This window comes from Thomasclavelia cocleata (genome assembly GCF_900102365.1).
Taxonomy (GTDB): Bacteria; Bacillota_I; Bacilli_A; order Erysipelotrichales; family Coprobacillaceae; genus Thomasclavelia; species Thomasclavelia cocleata.
In genome coordinates this window covers 28,304-50,585 of the sequence record NZ_FOIN01000013.1, presented here as the reverse complement: position 1 = coordinate 50,585, position 22,282 = coordinate 28,304, and the positions used below count along the sequence as shown (strand labels likewise).

15 protein-coding genes are annotated in these 22,282 nt (G+C 29.6%); 13 read left to right on the top strand and 2 right to left on the bottom strand.

Features of this window, described 5'->3' with window-relative positions; genetic code table 11:
- Nucleotides 1-10: 10 nt before the first annotated feature.
- From rsmB to BMW96_RS06670, 8 genes are all read left to right on the top strand, one after another.
- On the top strand, nt 11-1,264 hold the full coding sequence (gene rsmB / locus BMW96_RS06705) for a 16S rRNA (cytosine(967)-C(5))-methyltransferase RsmB (protein WP_092353779.1): 1,254 nt from the start codon (nt 11-13) through the stop codon (nt 1,262-1,264).
- A gap of 1 nt (nt 1,265) precedes the next feature.
- Nucleotides 1,266-2,294, top strand: a complete 1,029-nt coding sequence (gene rlmN, locus BMW96_RS06700; protein WP_092353777.1) for a dual-specificity RNA methyltransferase RlmN — start codon at nt 1,266-1,268, stop codon at nt 2,292-2,294.
- Entirely contained in the window at nt 2,294-3,031 is a 738-nt protein-coding gene (locus BMW96_RS06695) for a Stp1/IreP family PP2C-type Ser/Thr phosphatase (protein ID WP_092353775.1), read from the top strand. The genes rlmN and BMW96_RS06695 overlap by 1 nt, the downstream gene beginning before the upstream one ends.
- Before the next feature lies 1 nt (nt 3,032).
- Nucleotides 3,033-4,982 (top strand): Stk1 family PASTA domain-containing Ser/Thr kinase, encoded by a 1,950-nt coding sequence (gene pknB, locus BMW96_RS06690; RefSeq protein ID WP_092353773.1) that lies wholly within the window; start codon nt 3,033-3,035, stop codon nt 4,980-4,982.
- Between the two features lie 11 nt (nt 4,983-4,993).
- Nucleotides 4,994-5,851 (top strand): ribosome small subunit-dependent GTPase A, encoded by an 858-nt coding sequence (gene rsgA / locus BMW96_RS06685; RefSeq protein WP_092353771.1) that lies wholly within the window; start codon nt 4,994-4,996, stop codon nt 5,849-5,851.
- Entirely contained in the window at nt 5,844-6,485 is a 642-nt protein-coding gene (rpe, locus tag BMW96_RS06680) for a ribulose-phosphate 3-epimerase (RefSeq protein WP_092353769.1), read from the top strand. The genes rsgA and rpe overlap by 8 nt, the downstream gene beginning before the upstream one ends.
- Nucleotides 6,482-7,072, top strand: a complete 591-nt coding sequence (locus BMW96_RS06675; RefSeq protein WP_092353767.1) for a thiamine diphosphokinase — start codon at nt 6,482-6,484, stop codon at nt 7,070-7,072. Before rpe ends, BMW96_RS06675 begins: the two co-directional genes overlap by 4 nt.
- 167 nt (nt 7,073-7,239) lie before the next feature.
- Nucleotides 7,240-11,115: a LamG-like jellyroll fold domain-containing protein gene (locus BMW96_RS06670; RefSeq protein WP_092353765.1), complete on the top strand. Its 3,876-nt coding sequence runs from the start codon at nt 7,240-7,242 to the stop codon at nt 11,113-11,115.
- A gap of 87 nt (nt 11,116-11,202) precedes the next feature.
- Here the strand turns inward: BMW96_RS06670 and BMW96_RS06665 are convergent, their stop codons facing one another.
- The gene (locus BMW96_RS06665) at nt 11,203-11,688 is read right to left on the bottom strand and encodes a PTS sugar transporter subunit IIA (protein WP_092353763.1); all 486 of its coding nucleotides are present in this window, start codon (nt 11,686-11,688) and stop codon (nt 11,203-11,205) included.
- A 257-nt stretch (nt 11,689-11,945) separates the two neighbouring features.
- On the opposite strand from BMW96_RS06665, the gene nagE reads away from it, so the two are divergent.
- The 5 genes from nagE (at nt 11,946) to BMW96_RS06640 (ending at nt 21,817) form a co-directional block, all read left to right on the top strand.
- Nucleotides 11,946-13,403, top strand: a complete 1,458-nt coding sequence (nagE, locus tag BMW96_RS06660; protein ID WP_092353761.1) for an N-acetylglucosamine-specific PTS transporter subunit IIBC — start codon at nt 11,946-11,948, stop codon at nt 13,401-13,403.
- Between the two features lie 15 nt (nt 13,404-13,418).
- Nucleotides 13,419-14,246, top strand: a complete 828-nt coding sequence (locus BMW96_RS06655) for a PRD domain-containing protein (RefSeq protein WP_092353759.1) — start codon at nt 13,419-13,421, stop codon at nt 14,244-14,246.
- 307 nt (nt 14,247-14,553) lie between these two features.
- The gene (locus tag BMW96_RS06650) at nt 14,554-19,701 is read left to right on the top strand and encodes a beta-N-acetylglucosaminidase domain-containing protein (protein ID WP_092353757.1); all 5,148 of its coding nucleotides are present in this window, start codon (nt 14,554-14,556) and stop codon (nt 19,699-19,701) included.
- 323 nt (nt 19,702-20,024) lie between these two features.
- A complete protein-coding gene (locus tag BMW96_RS06645; RefSeq protein ID WP_092353755.1) occupies nt 20,025-20,570 on the top strand; it encodes a rubredoxin-like domain-containing protein in 546 nt (181 codons plus the stop codon).
- Nucleotides 20,571-20,863: 293 nt separating this feature from the next.
- Entirely contained in the window at nt 20,864-21,817 is a 954-nt protein-coding gene (locus BMW96_RS06640; protein WP_092353752.1) for an Rpn family recombination-promoting nuclease/putative transposase, read from the top strand.
- A 3-nt stretch (nt 21,818-21,820) separates the two neighbouring features.
- On the opposite strand, the gene BMW96_RS06635 is transcribed toward BMW96_RS06640, so the two are convergent.
- Nucleotides 21,821-22,129 (bottom strand): hypothetical protein, encoded by a 309-nt coding sequence (locus BMW96_RS06635; RefSeq protein WP_244881273.1) that lies wholly within the window; start codon nt 22,127-22,129, stop codon nt 21,821-21,823.
- Between the last annotated feature and the right edge of the window lie 153 nt (nt 22,130-22,282).

Here is a 22,282-nt window from a genome sequence, read left to right as displayed (position 1 = left end):
AGGATTTTATATGGCAAGAACAATTGCATTAGAAGTATTAATAAAATATCAAAATGAACAAAGTTATTTAAATATTACATTAAATGATTATTTAGAACATAGTAGATTATCAAGAAGTGATAAAGATTTAGCAACCCGAATTGTTTATGGGACTATACAAAATAAGTTATATCTTGAATATCAATTAGCACCGTATGTTAAAGGAAAGAAAATTAAAAGTCGTGAAAAAATGATTTTATTAATGTCTTTGTATCAACTTATTTTTTTAGATAAAGTTCCTGATTATGCAGTAATTGATGAGGCGGTCTATTTAGCTAAAAAACGCGATAATTTTGCAGGAAAATTTGTTAATGCAATCTTAAGAAACTTTTTGCGTAATGGAAAACGTGAAATAGATGAGACAGATCAATTTAAAAAGTTATCAATTGAAACAAGTCATCCACTATGGATTATTAAGATGTTAAGTAAACAGTATGATTTTGAAACAGCAAGGAAAATCTGTCAACATAACAATACTCCTCCTACAAGAGCTGCAAGAGTTAATACACTAAAAATTACAAAGACGGATTTATTAAAAGATGAAAATTTTAGTGAGGCTAATCTTTCACCAGATGGTGTTTTATATAAAGCTGGTAATATTGCTAATACAGATTATTTTAAAAATGGATTAGTTACAATTCAAGATGAATCAAGTCAGTTGATTGCTCCATTATTAGATCCTCAAGAAACAGATTTAGTATTAGATATGTGTTGTGCTCCAGGAAGTAAAACGACTCATTTAGCTGCTATTATGAATAATCAAGGTAAAATAGTTGCTTATGATTTATTTGAACATAAGATCAAGCTGGTTAAAGATAACTTGAAGCGTTTAGGTGTGAATAATGTTGAATTGCATGCAGGTGATGCTACTTTATTAAAAGATCACTATCCAAAAGCTGTATTTGATAAAATTTTATTAGATGCTCCATGTAGTGGTTTGGGTGTAATGAAACGTAAGCCAGAAATAAAGTATCATGATTCTAGTGCCATGGATACAATCATTCTTTTGCAGGCAAAATTATTAGACAATGCCTACTATTTATTGAAAAAAGGTGGTAGAATGGTTTATAGTACTTGTACTATAAATAAAAAAGAAAATGAATTAATGATTAAACAGTTTCTTGAAAAATATCAAGATATGAAAATAGTTGAAGAAAAAAAGATTTTACCATATATTTATGATAGTGATGGATTTTATATGTGTAAATTAGAAAAAGGAAAGTAAGATGAAAAATATTTATGATTATTCATTAGAACAGTTAACTGAATATTTTGCCTTAATCAAGCAAAAACCGTTTCGAGCAAAACAAGTATTTAGTTGGCTTTATCAAAAAGATGCTCAAAGTTTTGAAGATATGTCAGATTTATCAAAAGATTTGAGAAATCAGTTAAATGAGGAGTTCACTTTAGATGTTTTAAAGATTAAAGAAAAACAGGTATCTAGAGATGGAACAATTAAGTATTTATTTGAATTATTAGATGGAAGTTTAATTGAATCTGTTTTGATGATTCACGATTATGGAAGATCGTTATGTGTAACTAGCCAGGTTGGTTGTAACATGAAGTGTACATTTTGTGCTAGTGGTTTATTAAACAAGCAGCGTAATCTTACAGCTGGTGAAATCGTAGCCCAAATTATAAAGGTACAGGAAGATGTAGGACAGCGAATTAGTCACGTTGTTGTAATGGGGACTGGTGAGCCATTTGATAATTATGATAATGTTATGGATTTTGTAAGAATCATTAATCATCCTCATGGATTAGCGATTGGTGCACGTCATATCACTATTTCAACATGTGGTTTGATTGATGGGATTAATAAATATAGTGAAGAAGGAATTCAAACCAATTTAGCTATCTCATTGCATGCCCCAAATGATGAAATACGAAATGAGTTAATGCCAATAAATAAAGTTTATCCAATGGATGATTTGAGAGAGGCGGTTAGTAATTATATTAGTAAGACTAACCGAAGGGTCACTTTTGAATATATTTTGTTAAAAGATATAAATGATGATATCATTTATGCCAGGCAGCTGGCACATTATTTAAGAGGATTAAATGCTTATGTTAATTTAATTCCTTATAATAGTGTTGATGAACATGGGTATCAGCCTAGTTCTAAAGAGCAGGCAGAAATATTTAAAAGTGAATTACTTAGATTACATATTAATGTAACGATGAGAAAAGAACATGGCCGTGATATTGATGGTGCATGTGGACAATTAAGAGCAAAACGAAATGGGGTGAAATGATGAACTATTATGCAAAGACTGATATTGGTAAAGTAAGAAGTAAAAATCAAGATCAGGCATCGATAATTGTTAATATAAAAGATCAGATCGTTGCAGTTGTTTGTGATGGTATGGGCGGACATCGTTCTGGAGAAATAGCATCAAGAGTAGTAATGGAACATGTGATAAGTTGTTTTAATTGCATTCCTCCGTTTGATAATGATAGTGAAGTAAAAAAATGGCTAATGGAAACAATTAATGAAGCTGATATTATCGTTAAAAAAATGGCAATGCAGAATATTGAACATAATGGTATGGGAACGACAATTGTTGTGGCTGTTTTCATGAATGATATGTTATACATATCTCATGTTGGTGATAGCCGGGCTTATATTTTAAAAAATGCTAAACTAGTACAAGTAACAAAAGATCATACACTAGTTAATGAACTGATTGAACGTGGTGCAATTAGTGAAGAAGAAGGAAAAAATCATAGTCAAAAACATGTTTTAATGCAAGCGATAGGTGCTGAAACAAATTTGAATCCTTCTTTAATTGAATTAGAATTTGCAGATAGTTTATTATTGCTTTGTAGTGATGGCTTATACAATTGCCTTGATGAAACAATGATTGTAGAAGTATTAAGTAAAGATTTAAAAGTTCCAAAAATGGTAGATGAATTGATTGATTTGGCAAATGAACATGGGGGCTATGATAATATTGCCGTAGCTATTATTGATAATCGGGAGGGAAAATAGAATGTCAAAAATAATTGCAGAACGTTATGAATTATTGGAACTGATTGGTCAAGGAGGTATGGCTGACGTTTACTTAGCTAAAGATATAATACTAAATAGGACAATAGCGATTAAAATTTTAAGAACAAGTTTAGCTAAAGATCCAATTTATGTGACTAGATTTCAGCGTGAAGCTAGTGCAGCAGCAGCACTTTCACATAAAAATATTGTTGAAATATATGATGTTGGTGAGGACGAAGATAAGTATTATATTGTGATGGAATATGTTCCTGGTAGAACATTAAAAGAATTGATTTTAAAACGTGGTGCAGTTCATGTTGTTGAAGCGATAGATATTATGAAACAGGTAGTAAGTGGAATTGCTAAAGCACATCAGCTTGGAATTATTCATCGTGATTTGAAGCCTCAAAATATTTTAGTAACTGATAGTGGTGTAGCAAAAATCGCTGATTTTGGAATTGCTTCAATGCAATCATTGGCACAAGTAACTCAAACTGATGTGATTATGGGATCACTTCATTATTTAGCACCTGAATTGGCACGAGGTGAAAAAGCAACTGTTCAAAGTGATATTTATGCTTTAGGAATTGTTTTTTATGAATTGTTAAGAGGAGAGGTTCCTTTTAATGGCGAGTCACCTGTTAATATTGCATTAAAGCATATGCAGGAAGATCTACCTTCTTTATTGGAATTTAATCCTTCAATTTTACAATCAGTTGAAAATATAGTTATTAAAGCAACAGCTAAAAACCTTAATGATCGTTATCATAATGTTACAGAGATGCTTGAAGATCTTAATACTTGTATGGAGCGTCCAAATGAGAAAAAATTAGAATTTGTATATGATACAGAAACAGAACCAACGATTGTGCTTGATTCACGTTCAATGTTTAATAGTGCTAATACTACTAATGTAGCATCTACAACCGAATCAATTCAGGATGATAAAGTAAAAGATGAAAAAGGATTGAAAAAATTATTAACTAAATTTAAAAATTTGGATATAAAGGCTAAAGTTGCAATAATTGTAGGTGTTATATTTGTAGCTGGAGTAACTACTTTTCTTGTTTATGCAAATATTAGACCTGATACAAATCTAATGCCTGATCTTGAAGGTAAAGATAAAGAGCAGGCTATAGAATTATTAAAAGAATATAATGTAACAATTAGTGATGATATAATTGAAGAATTATCTGATGAATATGAAAAAGGTGAAATTGTCAAAACTGATCCTAAAAAAGGAAGTACAATAAAAGAAGGTGATGTTGTTAAATTGACTATTTCTAAAGGTAAGTATATTGTAGTAGATGATTATCTTGGAATGGATGTTGATAAAGCGGAAAAAGCATTAAAGAAATTAGGTTTTAAAGTAATTATTGAAAAAGAGGTTTCTTCAAAAACAAAGGGTACAGTTATTGAACAAAGTATAGAAAAAGATGAAAAAGTTGATCCTACAGATAAAGACAGAGAAATTACTTTGACTGTATCAAAAGGAAATTATACAGTTATTAGTGATTATCTTGGAATGGATGTTGAAAAGGCAAAAGAAGTTTTAAATAATTTAGGCTTTAAAGTATATATTGATGAAAAACAATCAGAAAAACCACAAGGAACAGTTATAGAGCAGAGTTTACAAAAAGGGCATAAGATAGATCCTGATGAAACTGATCGAACAATTACTTTAACTGTATCAAAGGGGTTAGAGATTGAAATTCCAAATGTTGTTGGGATGGAAATTAATGCAGCAAAGAGTCGTTTAGAGAGTAAAGATTTCAAAGTTGTATTAAGTAAATTATCAACTGATTCATTGAGTGATGAAGAAATTGAAAGAATTGAAATTAATAGAGTAATGAAACAGAGCCCTGAATCATTTGGTACAGTAAATAAAAAGGGTGAGACGATTACATTATATTATTATGATTCAAAACCAGATAACTCTATGAATGATTAAGGAGAAAATTGATGTCAAAAGGTAGAATAATTAAAGCATTATCAGGTTTTTATTATGTAGAAGATGGTAATAATGTTATTCAATGTCGAGCAAGAGGCAAATTTCGTAAAGATGAAATAAAACCGCTTGTGGGAGATTTTGTAGAATATGTAGATGGTTATATTATGAAGCTATTACCAAGAAAAAATTTTTTAATTCGGCCACCAATATGTAATATTGATCAAGCTTTAATTGTTAGTTCATCTAGAGAACCAGATTTTTCATCAGTATTATTGGATAAATTTTTATTAGTTATTGAACATTTAAAAATTGAACCAATAATTGTTATTTCAAAAATCGATTTAGAGAATAAAGATATAAATAGATATATTGAAGATTATCGTAAGGCTGGATATATGGTTTATGAAATAAGTTCAAAAGATAATCAGGGAATTAATGAGATAAAAGCTGTTTTTAAGAATAAAGTAACAGTAATAACTGGACAAAGTGGAGTTGGTAAAAGCAGTTTATTAAATGCTCTAGATATTAATTTGAATTTAGAAACGAATAATATCTCAAAATCATTAGGACGAGGAAAACATACTACTAGACATGTAGAATTAATAAAAATGTATGATGGTTATATTGGTGACACTCCTGGTTTTTCATCATTGGAATTAGATATTACCCCTGAATCGTTGGCAGTTGCTTATCATGATTTTGAAGAATATAGTCAAGAATGTAAGTTTAGAGGTTGTTTACATGATAGTGAGCCATCGTGTGCGGTAAAAGAAGCTGTAGCTAGGGGAATGGTTTCTAAGGAGCGATATGAACATTATTTGATGAATTTACAAGAAGTAAAAAAGAAAGAGGAACGTAAATATGGTTAAAATAGCACCTTCATTATTATCAGCAGATTTTGCTTGTTTAAAAGATGAAATTGATAAAATAAAGGCAGCCCAATGGATCCATTATGATGTAATGGATGGACATTTTGTTCCCAATATTTCATTTGGGTACAGTATTTTAAAAGATGTCAGTAAGGTCACTGATATGTATTTAGATGTTCATTTAATGATTAGTGAACCGTCTAAATATATTGATAATTTCATTAATAGTAATGCTTCGCTAATTGTTTTTCATTATGAAGCTGTTTCTAAAGATGAGATTGATGATTTAATTAATTATGTTAAAAATCAAAATGTTGATGTAGGAATAGCTATTAAGCCAAATACAGATGTTGAAGTGTTGTTACCTTTTCTTGGAAAATTAGATTTAGTTTTAGTAATGTCTGTTGAACCAGGATTTGGTGGACAAAAATTTAATCCTATTGCAGTTGATAAAATTAAAAAACTTGCTAGTTTAAAACAAGATAATAATTATAATTATTTAATTGAGGTAGATGGTGGAATTAATGAGACAACAGCTAAATTATGTCATCAAGCTGGTGTTGATGTATTAGTTGCAGGAAGTTATATTTTTAATAGTGATGATTATACTAAAGCAATCGAGTCTTTAAAATGAAAATAGGGATTTGTGGTGCTTTAGCTGAAGAATTGGATTTTTCTTTAGATTATATTGGTGTTGATCGTGGAATCGAAATATTGATTAATCTGGGAATTAAACCAATATATGCAATTGGTGATTTTGATTCTATTATAAATAAAGATTTATTAGTACAGTTGGAAATAGAACGTTTACCAACAAAAAAAGATGTTACAGATACTCATGCGGCTATAGAATATGCTATTTCTAAGGGATATGATGAAATTGATGTTTATGGGGTAACTGGTGGTCGTTTAGACCATTTCTTTAGTGCGATGTGTTTATTAGAAAAATATCAAAATGTTAAAATTAGAATTATAAATAAACAAAATGTAATTGAGTTGTTGAAGCCAGGGAAACATAAGATTGATCAAGGTAGTTATAAATACTTTTCATTATTTGCTTTGGATAATAGTTATATTGATATTGAGCATGCTCATTATCCATTAGATAATTATTATTTAAAACGTGAAGATCCATTGTGTGTATCTAATCAAACAATTGATGAATATTCTTATATAAGAAATAATAGAGCAATTATTTTAGTTAGATCTAATGATCTTTGATAAAATTTACTAAAACATATTGAATATTTATTAAATAATTTAGTAAAAATATTGACATAGAAATAATAGATAGATATAATGTAATTGGATTGTTACTATTTAATTAGGCAAGACCATACAGCTTTTATAGTTGGATGGTCTTTTTTTGTTATTTGAAAGGAGAACTTATGAAAAGAATAGGGAAAATTGTTTTGAGTTTAGTTATGATATTATCTATTTTTACGACTATGTCAACAACAATCCAAGGACAGGATGTCGATTTAAATGATAAATTAAAAGGCTATTATAATTTTGAAGATGTTGAAGGAAACACAGTAAAAAATTTAGTAGGACAAGAATATCAGGGAACATTAATGGGAAATAATGTTTCAATAGAAGATTCTAAGTTTGGCAAATCACTACATTTTAGTGATGGTGAAGAAGGTCATATGCGTATTAATAATGTTATAAATGCAAATGCAAGAGATTTTTCAATTTCTTTATGGTATAAATATGATACTGCATTTGATCGGGGAATTAAAAAAACTGTTTTACTTCAACAAAGTGGAAGTGGTCGAACTTTATTATCACTAAAAGCAGATAATAAGTATAGTTCATATGTAAATGGAATGGACGTAGATAGTGATAAAAGTGTTGATGTTAATAAGTGGCAACATGTGACATATGTATATACTCCTGCAACAAAAAAAATAACTTATTATATTAATGGTCAGTTTGATAGTCAAAAAGATGCTGGAAATAATATTGTAGATAGCTTAACAGATTTATTGATTGGAAAACATAAAAATGGTGGGAATGATCCTTTATCAATGAGAGGTTTTGTGGATGAAATTCGTTATTATGAAAAAGCAGTTAATGCTCAAGAAGCAAAGGTTATTTATGATGATAAGGCAGGGATAATTTTATTTGATGAATTGGTTGATGTTATTGAACAAGCTGAGATTTTATATGGATCAAATAAATTGGAATCTTCATCACCTGAGACAATAATGTTACTAGAAAATATTGAATTGGCTAATAAACTAGATGTTAATAGTAGTTTAGATATGATTTCCTCTGCAATTGAATTATTAAAGGATGCAATGAATAAATATTCATTAGCAATTAGAATTAATCTTAATATTAATGTAAATGATGTTGAGAGATCAATTGATGAAAGTATTTTTGGAATCAATCATCGTTATGCTTTTAATGGTTATGGCTCTTTTGATAGTTCAAATATGAAAATGAAAGATGATTTTGTAGAATTGTATAAAGAGTGTAATTTTGGTTCAATTCGCTATCCAGGAGGAACTATATCTAATTTGTTCCAATGGAAGGGGTCAATAGGTCCATTAGAAAGTAGAACTAAACAAATTCATGGATTTTATAATAATGCTAATCAACATGGAATATTACCAACCTTTGGAATTAATGAGTTAGGGACATTTGCACAAGATGTTAACTCAGAAATTGTTTATGTTTATGGTTTTGGACGTGGGTCAGCACAAGATGCAGCAGATTTAATTGAATATTTAAATGCTCCAGTAGGTCTTAATCCAAATGGTGGCGTTGATTGGGCACAAGTTCGTGCTCAAAATGGTCATGTAGAGCCATTTAATGTTAGATATTTTGAAATAGGAAATGAAAATAATCAAGGTGGAACAGATGGTACAACGTCTCAGCAATATTGGACACAGTTTGTAGATGCTGGAGCTGAAGAAGCATATATTGAAGGTGGTCTAGTAAAAATTAACCGTCAATATGCAGTATTAAAAGATGATTGGAATAAAGCAGTTAGTGACAGTGATGGAACTCCTAATCAAAAACGATATATGAGATATGCAAATCCAAACCCAATGAGTGGCGATGGTACAGTTTTAGATAATGATTTTAAAGCGGTTGTAGAAAACAGTGTTCAAGTATTTGTAAATGGAGCTGAATGGAATAAAGTAGAGTCATTAGAAAATGCAAGTAGTAATGATAAAGTTTATACAATTGATTATCGTGATGGATCTTTTACATTTGGCGATGGAATACATGGAATGATTCCTCCAATAAATCAGGAGATTAGAGTAAGTTATCAGGTACAAAGAGATGGGTTTGTAGATATTTCTAAAGCAATGAAAGAGACAATGAATATAATTGATAGTAATAAAGAATGTAATATATATTCAAGTTTTGAAACCCAAGGTTTTGTTACAAAGATGAATAATCGCGGTTATAACGATTATTATGATGGATTAACCATTCATCCATATTCTGGGACTCCAGATGGAGGAAGTGCAAATCCTGAATTATTTTATGATTCAGCAATGAAGAAAGCCGAAGATGTAGGAATAAAACATGTTCAAAATTATGTTAATATGTTACCAGAAGGTAAGGTACCAGTAATTTCTGAATATGGTATATTTAGATCAACAGATTCATTGGTTCGTTCACAAACTCATGCATTGTATATCGTTAAAGTAATGATGGAGTATGTACGTCTAGGAAGTCCATATATTCAAAAACATTGTTTAGTTGACTGGTATAGTTCTGGAGCAGATTCATTAGGACCTACACAACAGGCAGTTATACAAGCAGTACCACAAGCAGGCGCAAATACAATTACTGGTGAAGGGGATTATGAATTTTTTACTACTCCTTCAGCAAAAGTTTTTGAAATGATTAATAAAAATTTTGGTAATCAAATTTTATCTACAGAATTTGATCAGGTGGATAAAATGGCTAATGGGGTAGCATCATATTCTACATTAGTCAGTAAAGATGATGATGAAAATATTTATGTAGCGATTGTAAATGTTGATCGTTCAAATAGTAAAAAAATGAAAATTAATTTAGATGGTTTTGATGCTACAGATAAAAAAGTAGAGATTCAAACATTAGCAGGAAGCTCATTCACAGCTGAAAATACATTAGAAAATCCTAATAATGTTCCAATTGAAAAAAGTGAATTCATTAATGATAAATCATCAGTAGATATTGAATTAAGTCCACATTCATTTACGATTATAAAAATTGAAGCTCAAAAAGAAATTACTTTAACAGATATAGCTATTAGAACACAGCCAGATAAACTTGAATATAAAATAAATGAAGAATTAGATCTTAAAGGATTAGAAGTAAAAGCAATATATAGTGATGGAAGCGAAAGAATTATTACAGATTATCAAATAACTGGTTATGATAAAAATAGAGTAGGAAAGCAAACGATTACAGTAAGTTATCAAGGTAAAGAAACAACATTTACTGTATTAGTATCTGAAACTACTATATCAGCTAATAAAATAGCACTATCAATTGCAATTGAAATGGCTGAGACTGTGACTCAGGTACAATTAGATAAAGTAGTACCAATAGTAGTAGAAGAATTCAATGCAGTATTAGAAAATGCTCAAATTGTTTATGATAAAGATAATGCAACTCAAGAAGAAGTAGATGATGCATTTACTAGATTAGCAAGTGTAATGCATATGTTAGAATTCTTTAAGGGGGATAAAGCAGCATTACAAAAGATGATGGATCAAATAGCAAGTCTAACAGCAAGTGAATATATAGAATCTACATGGAATGCATTACAGGCAGTATTACCAGGTGTAAATGAAGTATTAGAAAATGTAAATGCAATGCAGGAAGAAGTAGATGAAGTATATACAGAGTTAGTAAAAGCATTTGTCAATTTAAGATTAAAACCAAATAAGGATTTATTGGTAGACTTAATCAATAAAGCAAATGGATTAAATAGAGCTAATTACACATCAGCATCATTAAAAGCAGTAGATGTTGAAGTAGAAAAAGCAACTATAGTATTAAATAATCCAGAAGCAATAAAAGAAGAAGTAGAAGCTGCAGTAGCAGAATTAACAAAAGCGATGTCTAGATTAGAAGCTAATCCAACAAATCCACCAGTAAATAATGATGTTAATACTGTAAAATCAGTAGACAGTATAATAAATGCAACAAAAACAAGTGATGATATAAATATTGGAACATTTATATCATCAGGTATTATAAGTTTATTAGTTTTGCTGTATAGTAATAAGAAACAGAGAATTAGATAAAAAATAAAGATTCAAGCTCATTAGAGTTTGAATCTTTTTAGGTTATAGTTGTTTTAATACTTAAATTTTTTATTGAAAAGAAGCTAATTATTTGTATGTATAAATTGTTTGACCAGTTTTTATGGTTGAGGCAGTAGTTATTGTTTTAATTGGATGATTATGATGGTTGCATATTACAATTGGGGTTATTATTTTGTAATTATATTTTTTTAGTAATTCATCACTTAAAATAACAATAGGTGTTCCAACATCTACATAATCACCAACTTTTATTTGATAATTATAATTATCAGCATTAGGTTTTAATAACTGGATACCAATGTGAACTAATATTTCAACACCATCAGGTGTTAAAATACCAAATGCATGTTTAGTTGAAGCGATTATATTTATTTTTCCTTGACAGGGAGCATAGATACAATTAGTGGATACTTCAATTGCTAATCCATCACCAATTAATTTGTTTGAAAAAGCTTTATCAGGAACATCATGTAAATTAATAATTTTTCCACTAACAGGTGCATAGATCTGGTTACTTTTATTTGAAGTAAACACTTTTGATAAAAATTTCATTAATTTTCACCCCCCCCTTTTATTTTTAATGAAATAAAAAGACATTAGCGCTATAAAAAAATAACTGCTAATGCCTAATTTAATAGTAACATCACAATTAGATTTTACCGTTTAATTTAAATAATGTCAACGCTCAATTTAGAATTATTGTTTTTGTTGACAGGTTTTGACATTAAAGGGTATAATTTTACAAGGTAAAGAGATAGGGGGCTATAATGCTTTTTGGGTAATTAATATATATATAAGGTAGGATAACGATGAATTATTTACAACGATTAGGTAAGTCTTTGATGTTACCAGTGTCAGTAATGCCAATTGCTGCACTTTTAAAGGGGATTGGGTATTGGATTGATCCCTTTGGCTGGGGGAGTAATAATTTAATTGCTGCATTTTTAATAGAATCGGGAACAGCGATTATTGATAATTTACCGCTTTTATTTGCGGTTGGTATTGCAATTGGAATGATCCAAGAAAAAGATATGACAGTAGCTATATGTGCAGTAGTTTGTTATTTAATAATAACTACTTTATTATCGCCAGAAGCAGTGGCATTATTTAGAGGAATTCCTGTTAAAGAGGTTCCTTTAGCGTTTGAAAATTCTGCAAATACATTAGTTGGTATTCTTGCTGGATTGGTTGTAGCATTTAATTATCAGCATTTTTCTAAGGTTAAGTTACCGCTAGGGTTTTCTTTTTTTGGTGGAAAAAGATTTGTACCAATTATATCTACTTTTGTAATGTTAGTGATATCAGCAATTTTAATAGTTATTTGGCCATTATTATACAGTTTATTTGTTGGATTGGGAGAAGCAATATCTGGACTTGGACCAATTGGTGCTGGTTTATATGGTTTTTTTAATCGTTTATTGATATCAACGGGACTTCATCATGCGTTAAATTCGGTATTTTGGTTTGATAGTGCAGGAATTAATGATATTGGAAAATTTTGGGGTACTGTATCAGGGGGAGTTCAAGGTTTAACTGGGATGTATCAAGCTGGCTTTTTTCCAATAATGATGTTTGGATTACCAGCAGCGGGAATAGCTATTTATCAATGTGCACGACCAGAAAAGAAAAAACAGGTTGGATCAATTTTATTGTCAGCTGCTTTTGCTTCATTTTTGACAGGAGTAACTGAGCCATTAGAGTTTTCATTTATGTTTGTAGCTCCGTTTTTATATATAATTCATGCTGTATTAACAGGAATTATGATGTTTATTGCTGCTTTTTTTCAATGGATTGCAGGTTTTGGTTTTTCAGCAGGTTTAATAGACTATATTCTTAGCATTCGTTCACCTTATGCAAACGATATATTTATGTTAATTCCTTTAGGAGTAGTATGTGCGATATTATATTATTGTATTTTTAGGTTTATGATTGTGAGATATAATCTTATGACACCAGGTAGGGAGATTGATGAACCAATTATTGAGGTTGATGAAAAAGAATATCATGTGACTTTAACTACTGAAGATTATGATGAAATAGCGATTTCGTTATTAGAGGCATTAGGGGGGCGTGGTAATATTATTTTTGTAGATAGTTGTATTACACGTTTAAGAGTAGAGTTGAAAGATATAAATTTAGTTAATGAGCAGGAAATTTTAGCAACTGGTGCTACTGGTATTGTTAAAGTTGGCAAAAGTAGTATACAAATTATTATTGGGACAGAAGTTGGCTTTATTGTTGATTCAATAAATGATATACTAATGTAGAAAGAGGTGGCAAAGTTGAAAATATTGAAAGTTTTTAACAATAACAGTGTGGCTGCAATTTCAGATGAGCTTGGTGATATTATTTTAACTGGTTCGGGTATTGGGTTTCAAAAGAAAATCGGAGATTTGGTCGATGAAGCTAAGATAGAGAAAACATATTTATTTAAGGATGATCAAAAAAAGCGTTTTGAACAATCTATTGATGAAGTACCAGCGATTTATTTTGAGATTGCGAATAAGATAGTTGCCAAAGCCATTAAGGAGTTAGAAACAGATTTTAGTGGTGAAATTTTTATTGCTATAAGTGATCACCTTTCTTTTGCGGTTAAGAGAAAAAAAGAAAATGTATATTTACCAAATATTATTTTAAATGAAACAAGAACATTATATAAAAAAGAGTATAAGGTTGGTTTATGGGCTCTTGATTATATAGAGAAAAAGCTCGGAATTCATTTGGATGCTGATGAAGCTGGATATTTGGCACTGCATTTAGTTAATTTTTCTTTTAATGATAAGGCAAATAATGCAATTAAGATAGTTACTTTAACTAAAGAGGTACTGAATCTTATAAAATCAACAATGAAGATAGAATTAGAAGAGGATTCGATTGGCTATGCACGAATCTCGATTCATCTAAAATATTTGGCTGAAAGAATATTTAGAGATGAAGTAGATAATTTTGTGGATACAACTTCAAATATTCGTGATATGCTTAAAGAAGATTCAAGACTAGCGTTATGTATTAATAGAATTGTAAAGTTGATTGAAGATAGATATGATTATAGGTTATCACCTGATGAACAGACATATTTATGTATACATATAAAAAAGAATATGGGGTAGAAAGCAAGTATTTTGATGAATATTTGCTTTTTTATTTTAGTAAATATTATTTAAATTTTTACTTAAATTAAATAAAATAATATTTGATGTTTAGTGAAAGCAGTTGACAGTTATTTATGCAATGGTATAATATAAATGCAGTAGGATTGTTACTTTAAGTAGGCAAGACCAAATACTATATATACTTTTTGTGTATTTGTATTTGGTCCTTTATTTTTTGTGATAAGCTTATGCAATATGGAGGACTAAATTAATAGTAAGCGTGGATACTACTTTAATTTAGTGCAATACAAGAAAGGAGAATAAGATGAGAAAAACGTTAAAAAAAGTGTTAACAGCTGTTTTAACATTATCGATGACTTTTAGTTCATTAATTATGTTAAATCCTGTAAGTGCAGAAGAAGCCACGGCTTATACGATTTATCCAACTCCACATGAAGTAGTTTATGGAAATGATAATTTTTCAATTTCTAATGATGTAAATGTGGTATATGGTGATGTAATTGATAGTTTTACTAGAGATCATGTAGTTGATGTTTTAAATATATTAGATAAAACAAATACTGTTGGTGAAGCTATTGATACAAGCAAAACTAACTTAATCGTTGGGGTATATAACTCTGATGATTATGTAGATAGATATTTTAAAGAAAATGCCCTAATTGATAGTGAGGATTTATTTACAAAATATGATTCTTACATTTTAAGTATCAATGATGGTGTTATTGCAGTATTAGGTAAAGATACTGATGCTGCTTTCCACGGCGTAACATCAATAAAACATATCTTTACACAAGTTAAAGATAATAATATCTTAAATTTAAAAATTAATGATTATGCTGATATTAAATCTAGAGGATTTATTGAAGGATACTATGGAAATCCATGGTCAAATGAAGATCGTGCAGATTTAATGACTTTTGGTGGAGATTATAAATTAAATCAATATATTTATGCCCCAAAAGATGATCCAAAGCATAATAAACAATGGAGATCAATGTATACAGATGAAGAGTTGTCAGGAATAGCTAGATTAGCAGAAGCTGGGAACCAAAGTAAGTGTTATTATGTTTATGCATTGCACCCATTTATGGCTAATAGTTTTAGATTTGATACCGATGCTAATTATAATGAGGATTTAAATGTTATTAAAACTAAATTCGAACAATTAATGAGTGTTGGTGTTAAACAATTTTCGATTTTAGCTGATGATGCTCCTGAACCAGTTGGTGGAGGAACTAGTTATATTAGATTAATGACAGATTTAACAAATTGGCTAATTGAAAAACAAGCTACAGTTGAAGGGCTTAAAGTTGATATGACTTTCTGTCCAGCAAATTATTATGGTAATGGTTTAGGTTTAAGTTCATTAAAAGGTATGCCAGATACTGTAAGTATTATTCAAACTGGTGGACAAATTTGGGGATCAACAAATTCAACATTCTTAAATAATTTTAATAATAGTATGGGTACTGCTCCATTTATGTGGATCAACTGGCCATGCAGTGATAATACTAAAGATGGTTTAATTATGGGTGGAGCAACTAGATTCTTAATTCCAGGTGCTGATCCAGAAAAAATGAAAGGTATTGTTTTAAATCCAATGCAACAATCTGAACCAAGTAAACATGGTATTTTTGCTAATGCAGATTATTCATGGAATATTTGGGAAGATGCTAGTGATTATGATAAAGTGTGGCATGATGCATTTAATTATATTGATCATGGAACAATTTATGATACCCCAGCTTCTATTGCGTATAGAGAGTTAGGTAAACATATGATGAACTCAAATACTGGTATACCTGAATCAGTTGAGTTAGCACCAAAATTAACTCAGTTTATGAGTGATTTAAATGCTGGTAATGATATTATTGCTAAAGCGGATGATTTAATTGCTGAATTTAAATTATTACAAGATAGTGCAAATATTTATCGTAATAATACAGGGAATGAAAGAACCAGAGATCAGATTATTTATTGGTTAGATTGTTGGCAAGAAACAACAGAGGCAGTTATTAATTATTTAAATGCAGCTAAAGCATTACAAAATGAAGAAGATAGTAATGTTATTTGGGATTACTTTGCTGCGGGTCAAGCTGCTTTTGATGAATCTAGAACACATGGTTTTCACTATGTTGATCATACTGAATATGCAAAAGTAGGTAGACAGCATATTTATCCATTTATGCAAAATTTAGATACTGTTATATCAGAAAGAGTATCAAGTATTGTTAATCCAGGACAACAATCTGTTAGATATATTACTAATCGTACAGATACACCAACTGGATCAGAAAATAACGCATTAGACAATAATGCTAGTACTGAAGTAGTTTATAAAACACCAAATAGTATTACAGCTGGTACATATGTAGGTATTAGTTATACAAAAGGAATTGATATTGATTCTGTAACATTTAGATTGGGACAAAGTGGAAATTTAAATGATACATTCTTAAAAGCCAAAGTACAATATACTATTGATGGTAAAGAATGGTTAGATGTAAATGGTGAAGAATATGATTTACCACAAGAAATTAATTTAACAGATTTAAATTTAGAAAATGTAAAAGGAATTAGAATGATTGCTACTGCAGATAAAACAAATACCTGGTTGGGTGTTCGTGATATTGTAGTAAATGGTCAAGGGGTTGGAGAAAGCTCAAGTGATAAATACAATGCTAGTGTAATTAAAATAGCTAGATATGGAATTTATTCAACTTATACTACAGCAAACTTGATTGATGATGATGATAGTACTTTTACTTGGTTTAATCAGGATAGTGAAGTTGATGATTATGTTGGTTTAGATTTAGGATCTGTTTTACCGCTTGGTAAAGTTAGATTTGTTATGGGAAATTCTGGTAATGATTATTGGAATAAATATGATTTAGAATATTCAGAAGATGGTATTAACTATACTGTTTTTGCAAGCTACAGTCAAAATGTAGAAAAGAAGATAGTAGAAGAGGATTTAACTGGTATCAAAGCACGTTATGTAAGAGTTAGAAATACTCAAGATAAAGGTGTTTGGTTAAAGATGTCTGATTTTAGAGTTAGTAAACCAAATGATACATTTGTAGATACAAATAATGAAGATTTAAAGGAAATCGCTACTACAATTGAAACAAGTAGTGTTTCAATTGCACCAGTAAGTTCAATTACATTAAATGCTAATGAATATATAGGTGTTATATTACCTAGAATTAGAGATTTAGCTAATATTGATTTACAATTAGTTGATGGTGATGATTTGACATTACAAGTTTCAAAGAATTATGTTGATTGGGTAGATGTGGATCCAGAAAGTACTGATTTACCTGATGGTCGATATGTAAGATTAATTAATAAAACTGGAGAAGCAGTTACATTTGATATTACTAAATTTGAAGTTAATTCAAATGAATTATCAGGACCATATTTATTAGATAGTGATATTGGTATTAACTCATCATGGGGTGTAGCAGAAGATTGTCGTGATAATGGAGCTGCATTTGATGGGAAAATGGACACAATTACAGAATTTGCTGATTTACCACAAGAAGGACAATACATTATTTATGACTTAGGACAAGAAAGAACAATTAATAAATTAGAAATGTATTGTCAAGATACAGCTGTAAACTATCTTCGTGACGCTGATATTTTAATTTCTAATGATTTAGAAAACTGGACAAAAGTTATTACAATTGGTGATGGAATTGAAAATGAAAATGATGCTAATGTTACATGTTTAAATTCAGATGCTGGATATAAGGCATCTAGTACATATCCAAATAAGGTATATGTAGAAGGAACTGCAGATAATGTAAAAGCACGTTATATTAAAATTTTAATCACTGCTACAAATAATAATCGTGCAGTTGTATTTAATGAAATTGTTATTAATAATGGAGAATATGTACCTGTTACTAATGATCCTACATTCAATGCTAGTGTAATTGAAAAGCAAGGTTTTGCACCACAAAATATGTTTGATGGTAATTTAGCAACTGAATATAGACCAGATACTACAGAAGCAGGATATATTACATATACTCTTTCTGAAAAACTAGATGTTACAAAGATTAACATTATTCAAAAAGGAAACATCTCTAACGCTAAAGTATTAGTACTAGTAGATGGTGAAAATGGTAGAGAATGGGTACAAGTAGGTACTTTAAGTAAGTCATTAAATGAAGTTTATTTACCATTCTGGAAAAATATTTATGAATTAAAATTTGAGTGGGAAGCAAATAGTGTCCCTGTTATTACAGAAGTTATTATGATGAATAGCTCTGATCTTCTTCCAAATCGTAATGATTTACAATCATATATTGATGGATTAGATATTGTAGAAGATCAGTATACAACAGAATCTTATCAAGAATTTGTACAAAAATTGGCAGATGCAAATGTTGTATTAGCTAATAACAATAGTACTCAAAAAGAATTAGATAAAGCACTAACTGATTTACAAGGTGCAGTAAATAATCTAGTACCTGTAGAACCAGTAGAAACAAATAAAACAGCATTACAAATTGCAGTAGAAACTGCTAATGTATTAAAAGAACAAGGTGCTTTAGAAAATGTTGTTCCTGCAGTAGTAGCAGAATTTGAAGCAGCATTAGCAGAAGCTGAAACAATTTTAGCAGATGAAACAGCAGATCAATTAACAATTGATGCTTCATTTACACGTTTATCAACTGCAATTCACATGCTTGAATTCTTAAAAGGAGACAAGACTGCGTTAGGTGAATTAATTGCAGAAGCTGAGAAATATGAAGAAGGTAACTATACAACTGATTCATGGGCAAACTTCCAAGAAGCATTGGATGCAGCAAAAGATGTGATGAATAATGAAAATGCACTAGAAGAAGAAGTTGTAGAAGCATTAAATAACTTAACACAAGGAATTGGACAATTAGTTGTAAGAGCAGATAAATCATTATTACAAAATCTATATGATATGGTAAATGGTTTAGATACAAGCAAATATATAGCTACAACAGTAGAAGGATTAACAGTTCCAATGGCAGAAGCATTAACAGTATTAGAAAATGCAGATGCAACACAAGAAGAAGTAGATGCAGCATATGAAGCATTAATGAGAGCATACTTGAACTTAAGATTAAAACCAAGTAAAGATTTATTACAAGATTTAATCAATAAAGCAAATGGATTAAATAGTGCAAACTACAGTGCTAACACATGGGCAGTAGTAGCAAATGAAGTATTAAATGCAAAAGCAGTGTTAGAAAATCCAGAAGCAAGTGAGGCAGAAGTAAAAGCAGCAGAGATAGCTTTAACAAAAGCATTAGCAGGATTAGAAGCAAAACCAGTAGAAACAGTAAAACCAGGGGATACAACAGTAAGTGTAAAAACTGGAGATGATAATGTAATTGGAGCAACTGTTGCATTAATGACATTGAGTTTAGCTGGATACTATATTTCAAAAAAAAGAAAATCTTAGATTAATTCTTATAAAACTTTATCGTTATAAAAACTTACCGATATAAGAAGTCGGTAAGTTTTATTATGTAATATACTATTATAGATTTTACTATTTTATTTTATAATTAATATTCATAAATAATGAAATTTATGAATATAGTGATATAATGACTTACATAAATGATTGTTTTGTTAGTAAGTTATATAAATATTAATTTAAAAAGATTTTTAAAATAAAATTAACTTTTTCTATTGACTTTAATGAAAAAAACAGTATACTAATATTAGTAATTATTACTGATAATGATTACACATAAATAAGAAAAATGGAGGAAAATTATAATGGCTAAATTTGTATGTTCTGTATGTGGATATGTTTATGAAGGAGATAAAGCACCTGAACAATGTCCTGTATGTAAAGTGGGTGCTGATAAGTTTGTTGAACAAACTGGAGAAATGACATGGGCTGCTGAACACGTAGTTGGTGTTGCTAAAGATGTTGATGAAGAAATTAAAAAAGAATTAAGAGCTAATTTTGAAGGTGAATGTTCTGAAGTAGGTATGTATTTAGCAATGGCACGTGTTGCACATCGTGAAGGGTATCCTGAAATTGGTTTATATTGGGAAAAAGCAGCTTATGAAGAAGCTGAACATGCTGCAAAATTTGCAGAATTATTAGGAGAAGTTGTAACTGATTCTACTAAGAAAAACTTAGAAATGCGTGTTGAAGCAGAAAATGGTGCTACAATGGGTAAAACAGAATTAGCTAAAAAAGCTAAAGCTGCAAACTTAGATGCAATTCATGATACAGTTCATGAAATGGCTCGTGATGAAGCAAGACATGGTAAAGCATTTGCTGGATTACTTGAAAGATATTTCGGTAAATAAGATATATATTAATTTTATGAGTACTAATTATTAGTACTCTTTTTTTAGTACAGCTGTTGGAAAATTATATAGTGATTTATAATTTTTATAGTGTGAAGGGGTAAGTTAAAATTTTGTTACCATTCGCAGTCAAATAAATAGGAAACTTCAAAAAAGCATGTGTGGATTTGATTTTAATCTTGTTTTTGTTATGTTATTAGTAAATGAGTTCGTGGTATTTATCAATACTGATTTTTGATTTTTAAAAGTAATCCTCCTGATTATTTTGTAAAAAATAATAGGAGGATTATTGTATGAGTGAAGTAATTAATTATCAAAATGATTTAGTTAAATTTAATAATGATCTTTTCTTTAAATATCTTCTTTCCAGAGATACTGCTGAATCCAAAATGTTAAGAAAGTACATCGTTAAACTCGTTACCAATATCGACTGTAAAAAAATGATTGTTAAAAATCCTGAAATCAATCAAAATACTGTTCTTGCTAAAAATATTATTTTAGATATTTGTGCTGTTGATGAAACTGGCAGAATTATTGATATAGAAATGCAGATGGCAGGCAGCTCTAACAGCGAATCAGCAAGATTTCAGTTTTATGGAGCCAGACTTTTGGTAGAACAGTTAGATGCTGGTGAGAAGTATAATATGTTAAGACCAGTATATCAAATCATCTTTATCAATGATGATGACGATTGTTTGATTAGGGATTATGCATATAGAGACAGCAATGGAAGGATGGAAAATGGTAATCTAAACTATCGCTATTTTATTAAGATGAAACATATTGAAAAGCTCCTAAAAGAAAAAGAGGTTAAAGAATTAAATGATTTGGAAAGGTTATGTTATCTGTTTATAAAGAATGAATATACTGGTATAATAGAGGAGAAAGAAGAAGACATAATCGGGATGGTGATAAAGATGTATGACAAGTTTAGGAACAATGAGCCAATGTGGTCGATAGCGAATCAGTTAGCATTAGCGAGAATAAGAACAGAATCATTTAAAGATGAGTATCACAGTAAGGGATTAGAAGAAGGTATTGAAATAGGGATAAAACAAGGGATTGAAAAAGGAAAAAAAGAGATGCTTATTGAAATGATTAAAGAACAGATTGAAAGAAGATATCATCAGGAATGCAGTGGATGGATAGAAGGATTAAGTGAAAAACAGTTAAAGTTAATAAGCAAATATATATTTGAAGAAGATGAGTTTGAAGTATTTAAAGAAAGAATAGATAATAGTAATTAGTGTTTAAAAGACAATCGAGATGTGATTGTCTTTTAAATTTAATAGTTTTTCAATTGCTGCTATTTGTACACAAATACAAAGCAGGTTTGCAGCTTTAGATAATTCATCAATTGGTGGATAAGAAAAGGAAATTCTAATATTAGAAGCTTGTGGATCGTTTTCATATGGAAATATTGCACCAATGTTAGTTAAAACAACACTAGCTTCTTTACATAATTGACCAACTCTTTTGATACAGCTAGACATAATATTTAAATTAATAAAATACTTGTTGTGTAATACTATTGAATTATATGATTTATTTATTGGCAAAACAGTTTATAAAATCTGTCTTAATATGATACTTTTTTCATATTTCGTGATATTTTCTTGGTTTTTAGAGGCTGTGAATAGTAATAAAGTTTTTTATAATTAGTTAATTTAGCACTTTGATATTGACAGTGCTAAAATTAGTTGTATAATGTA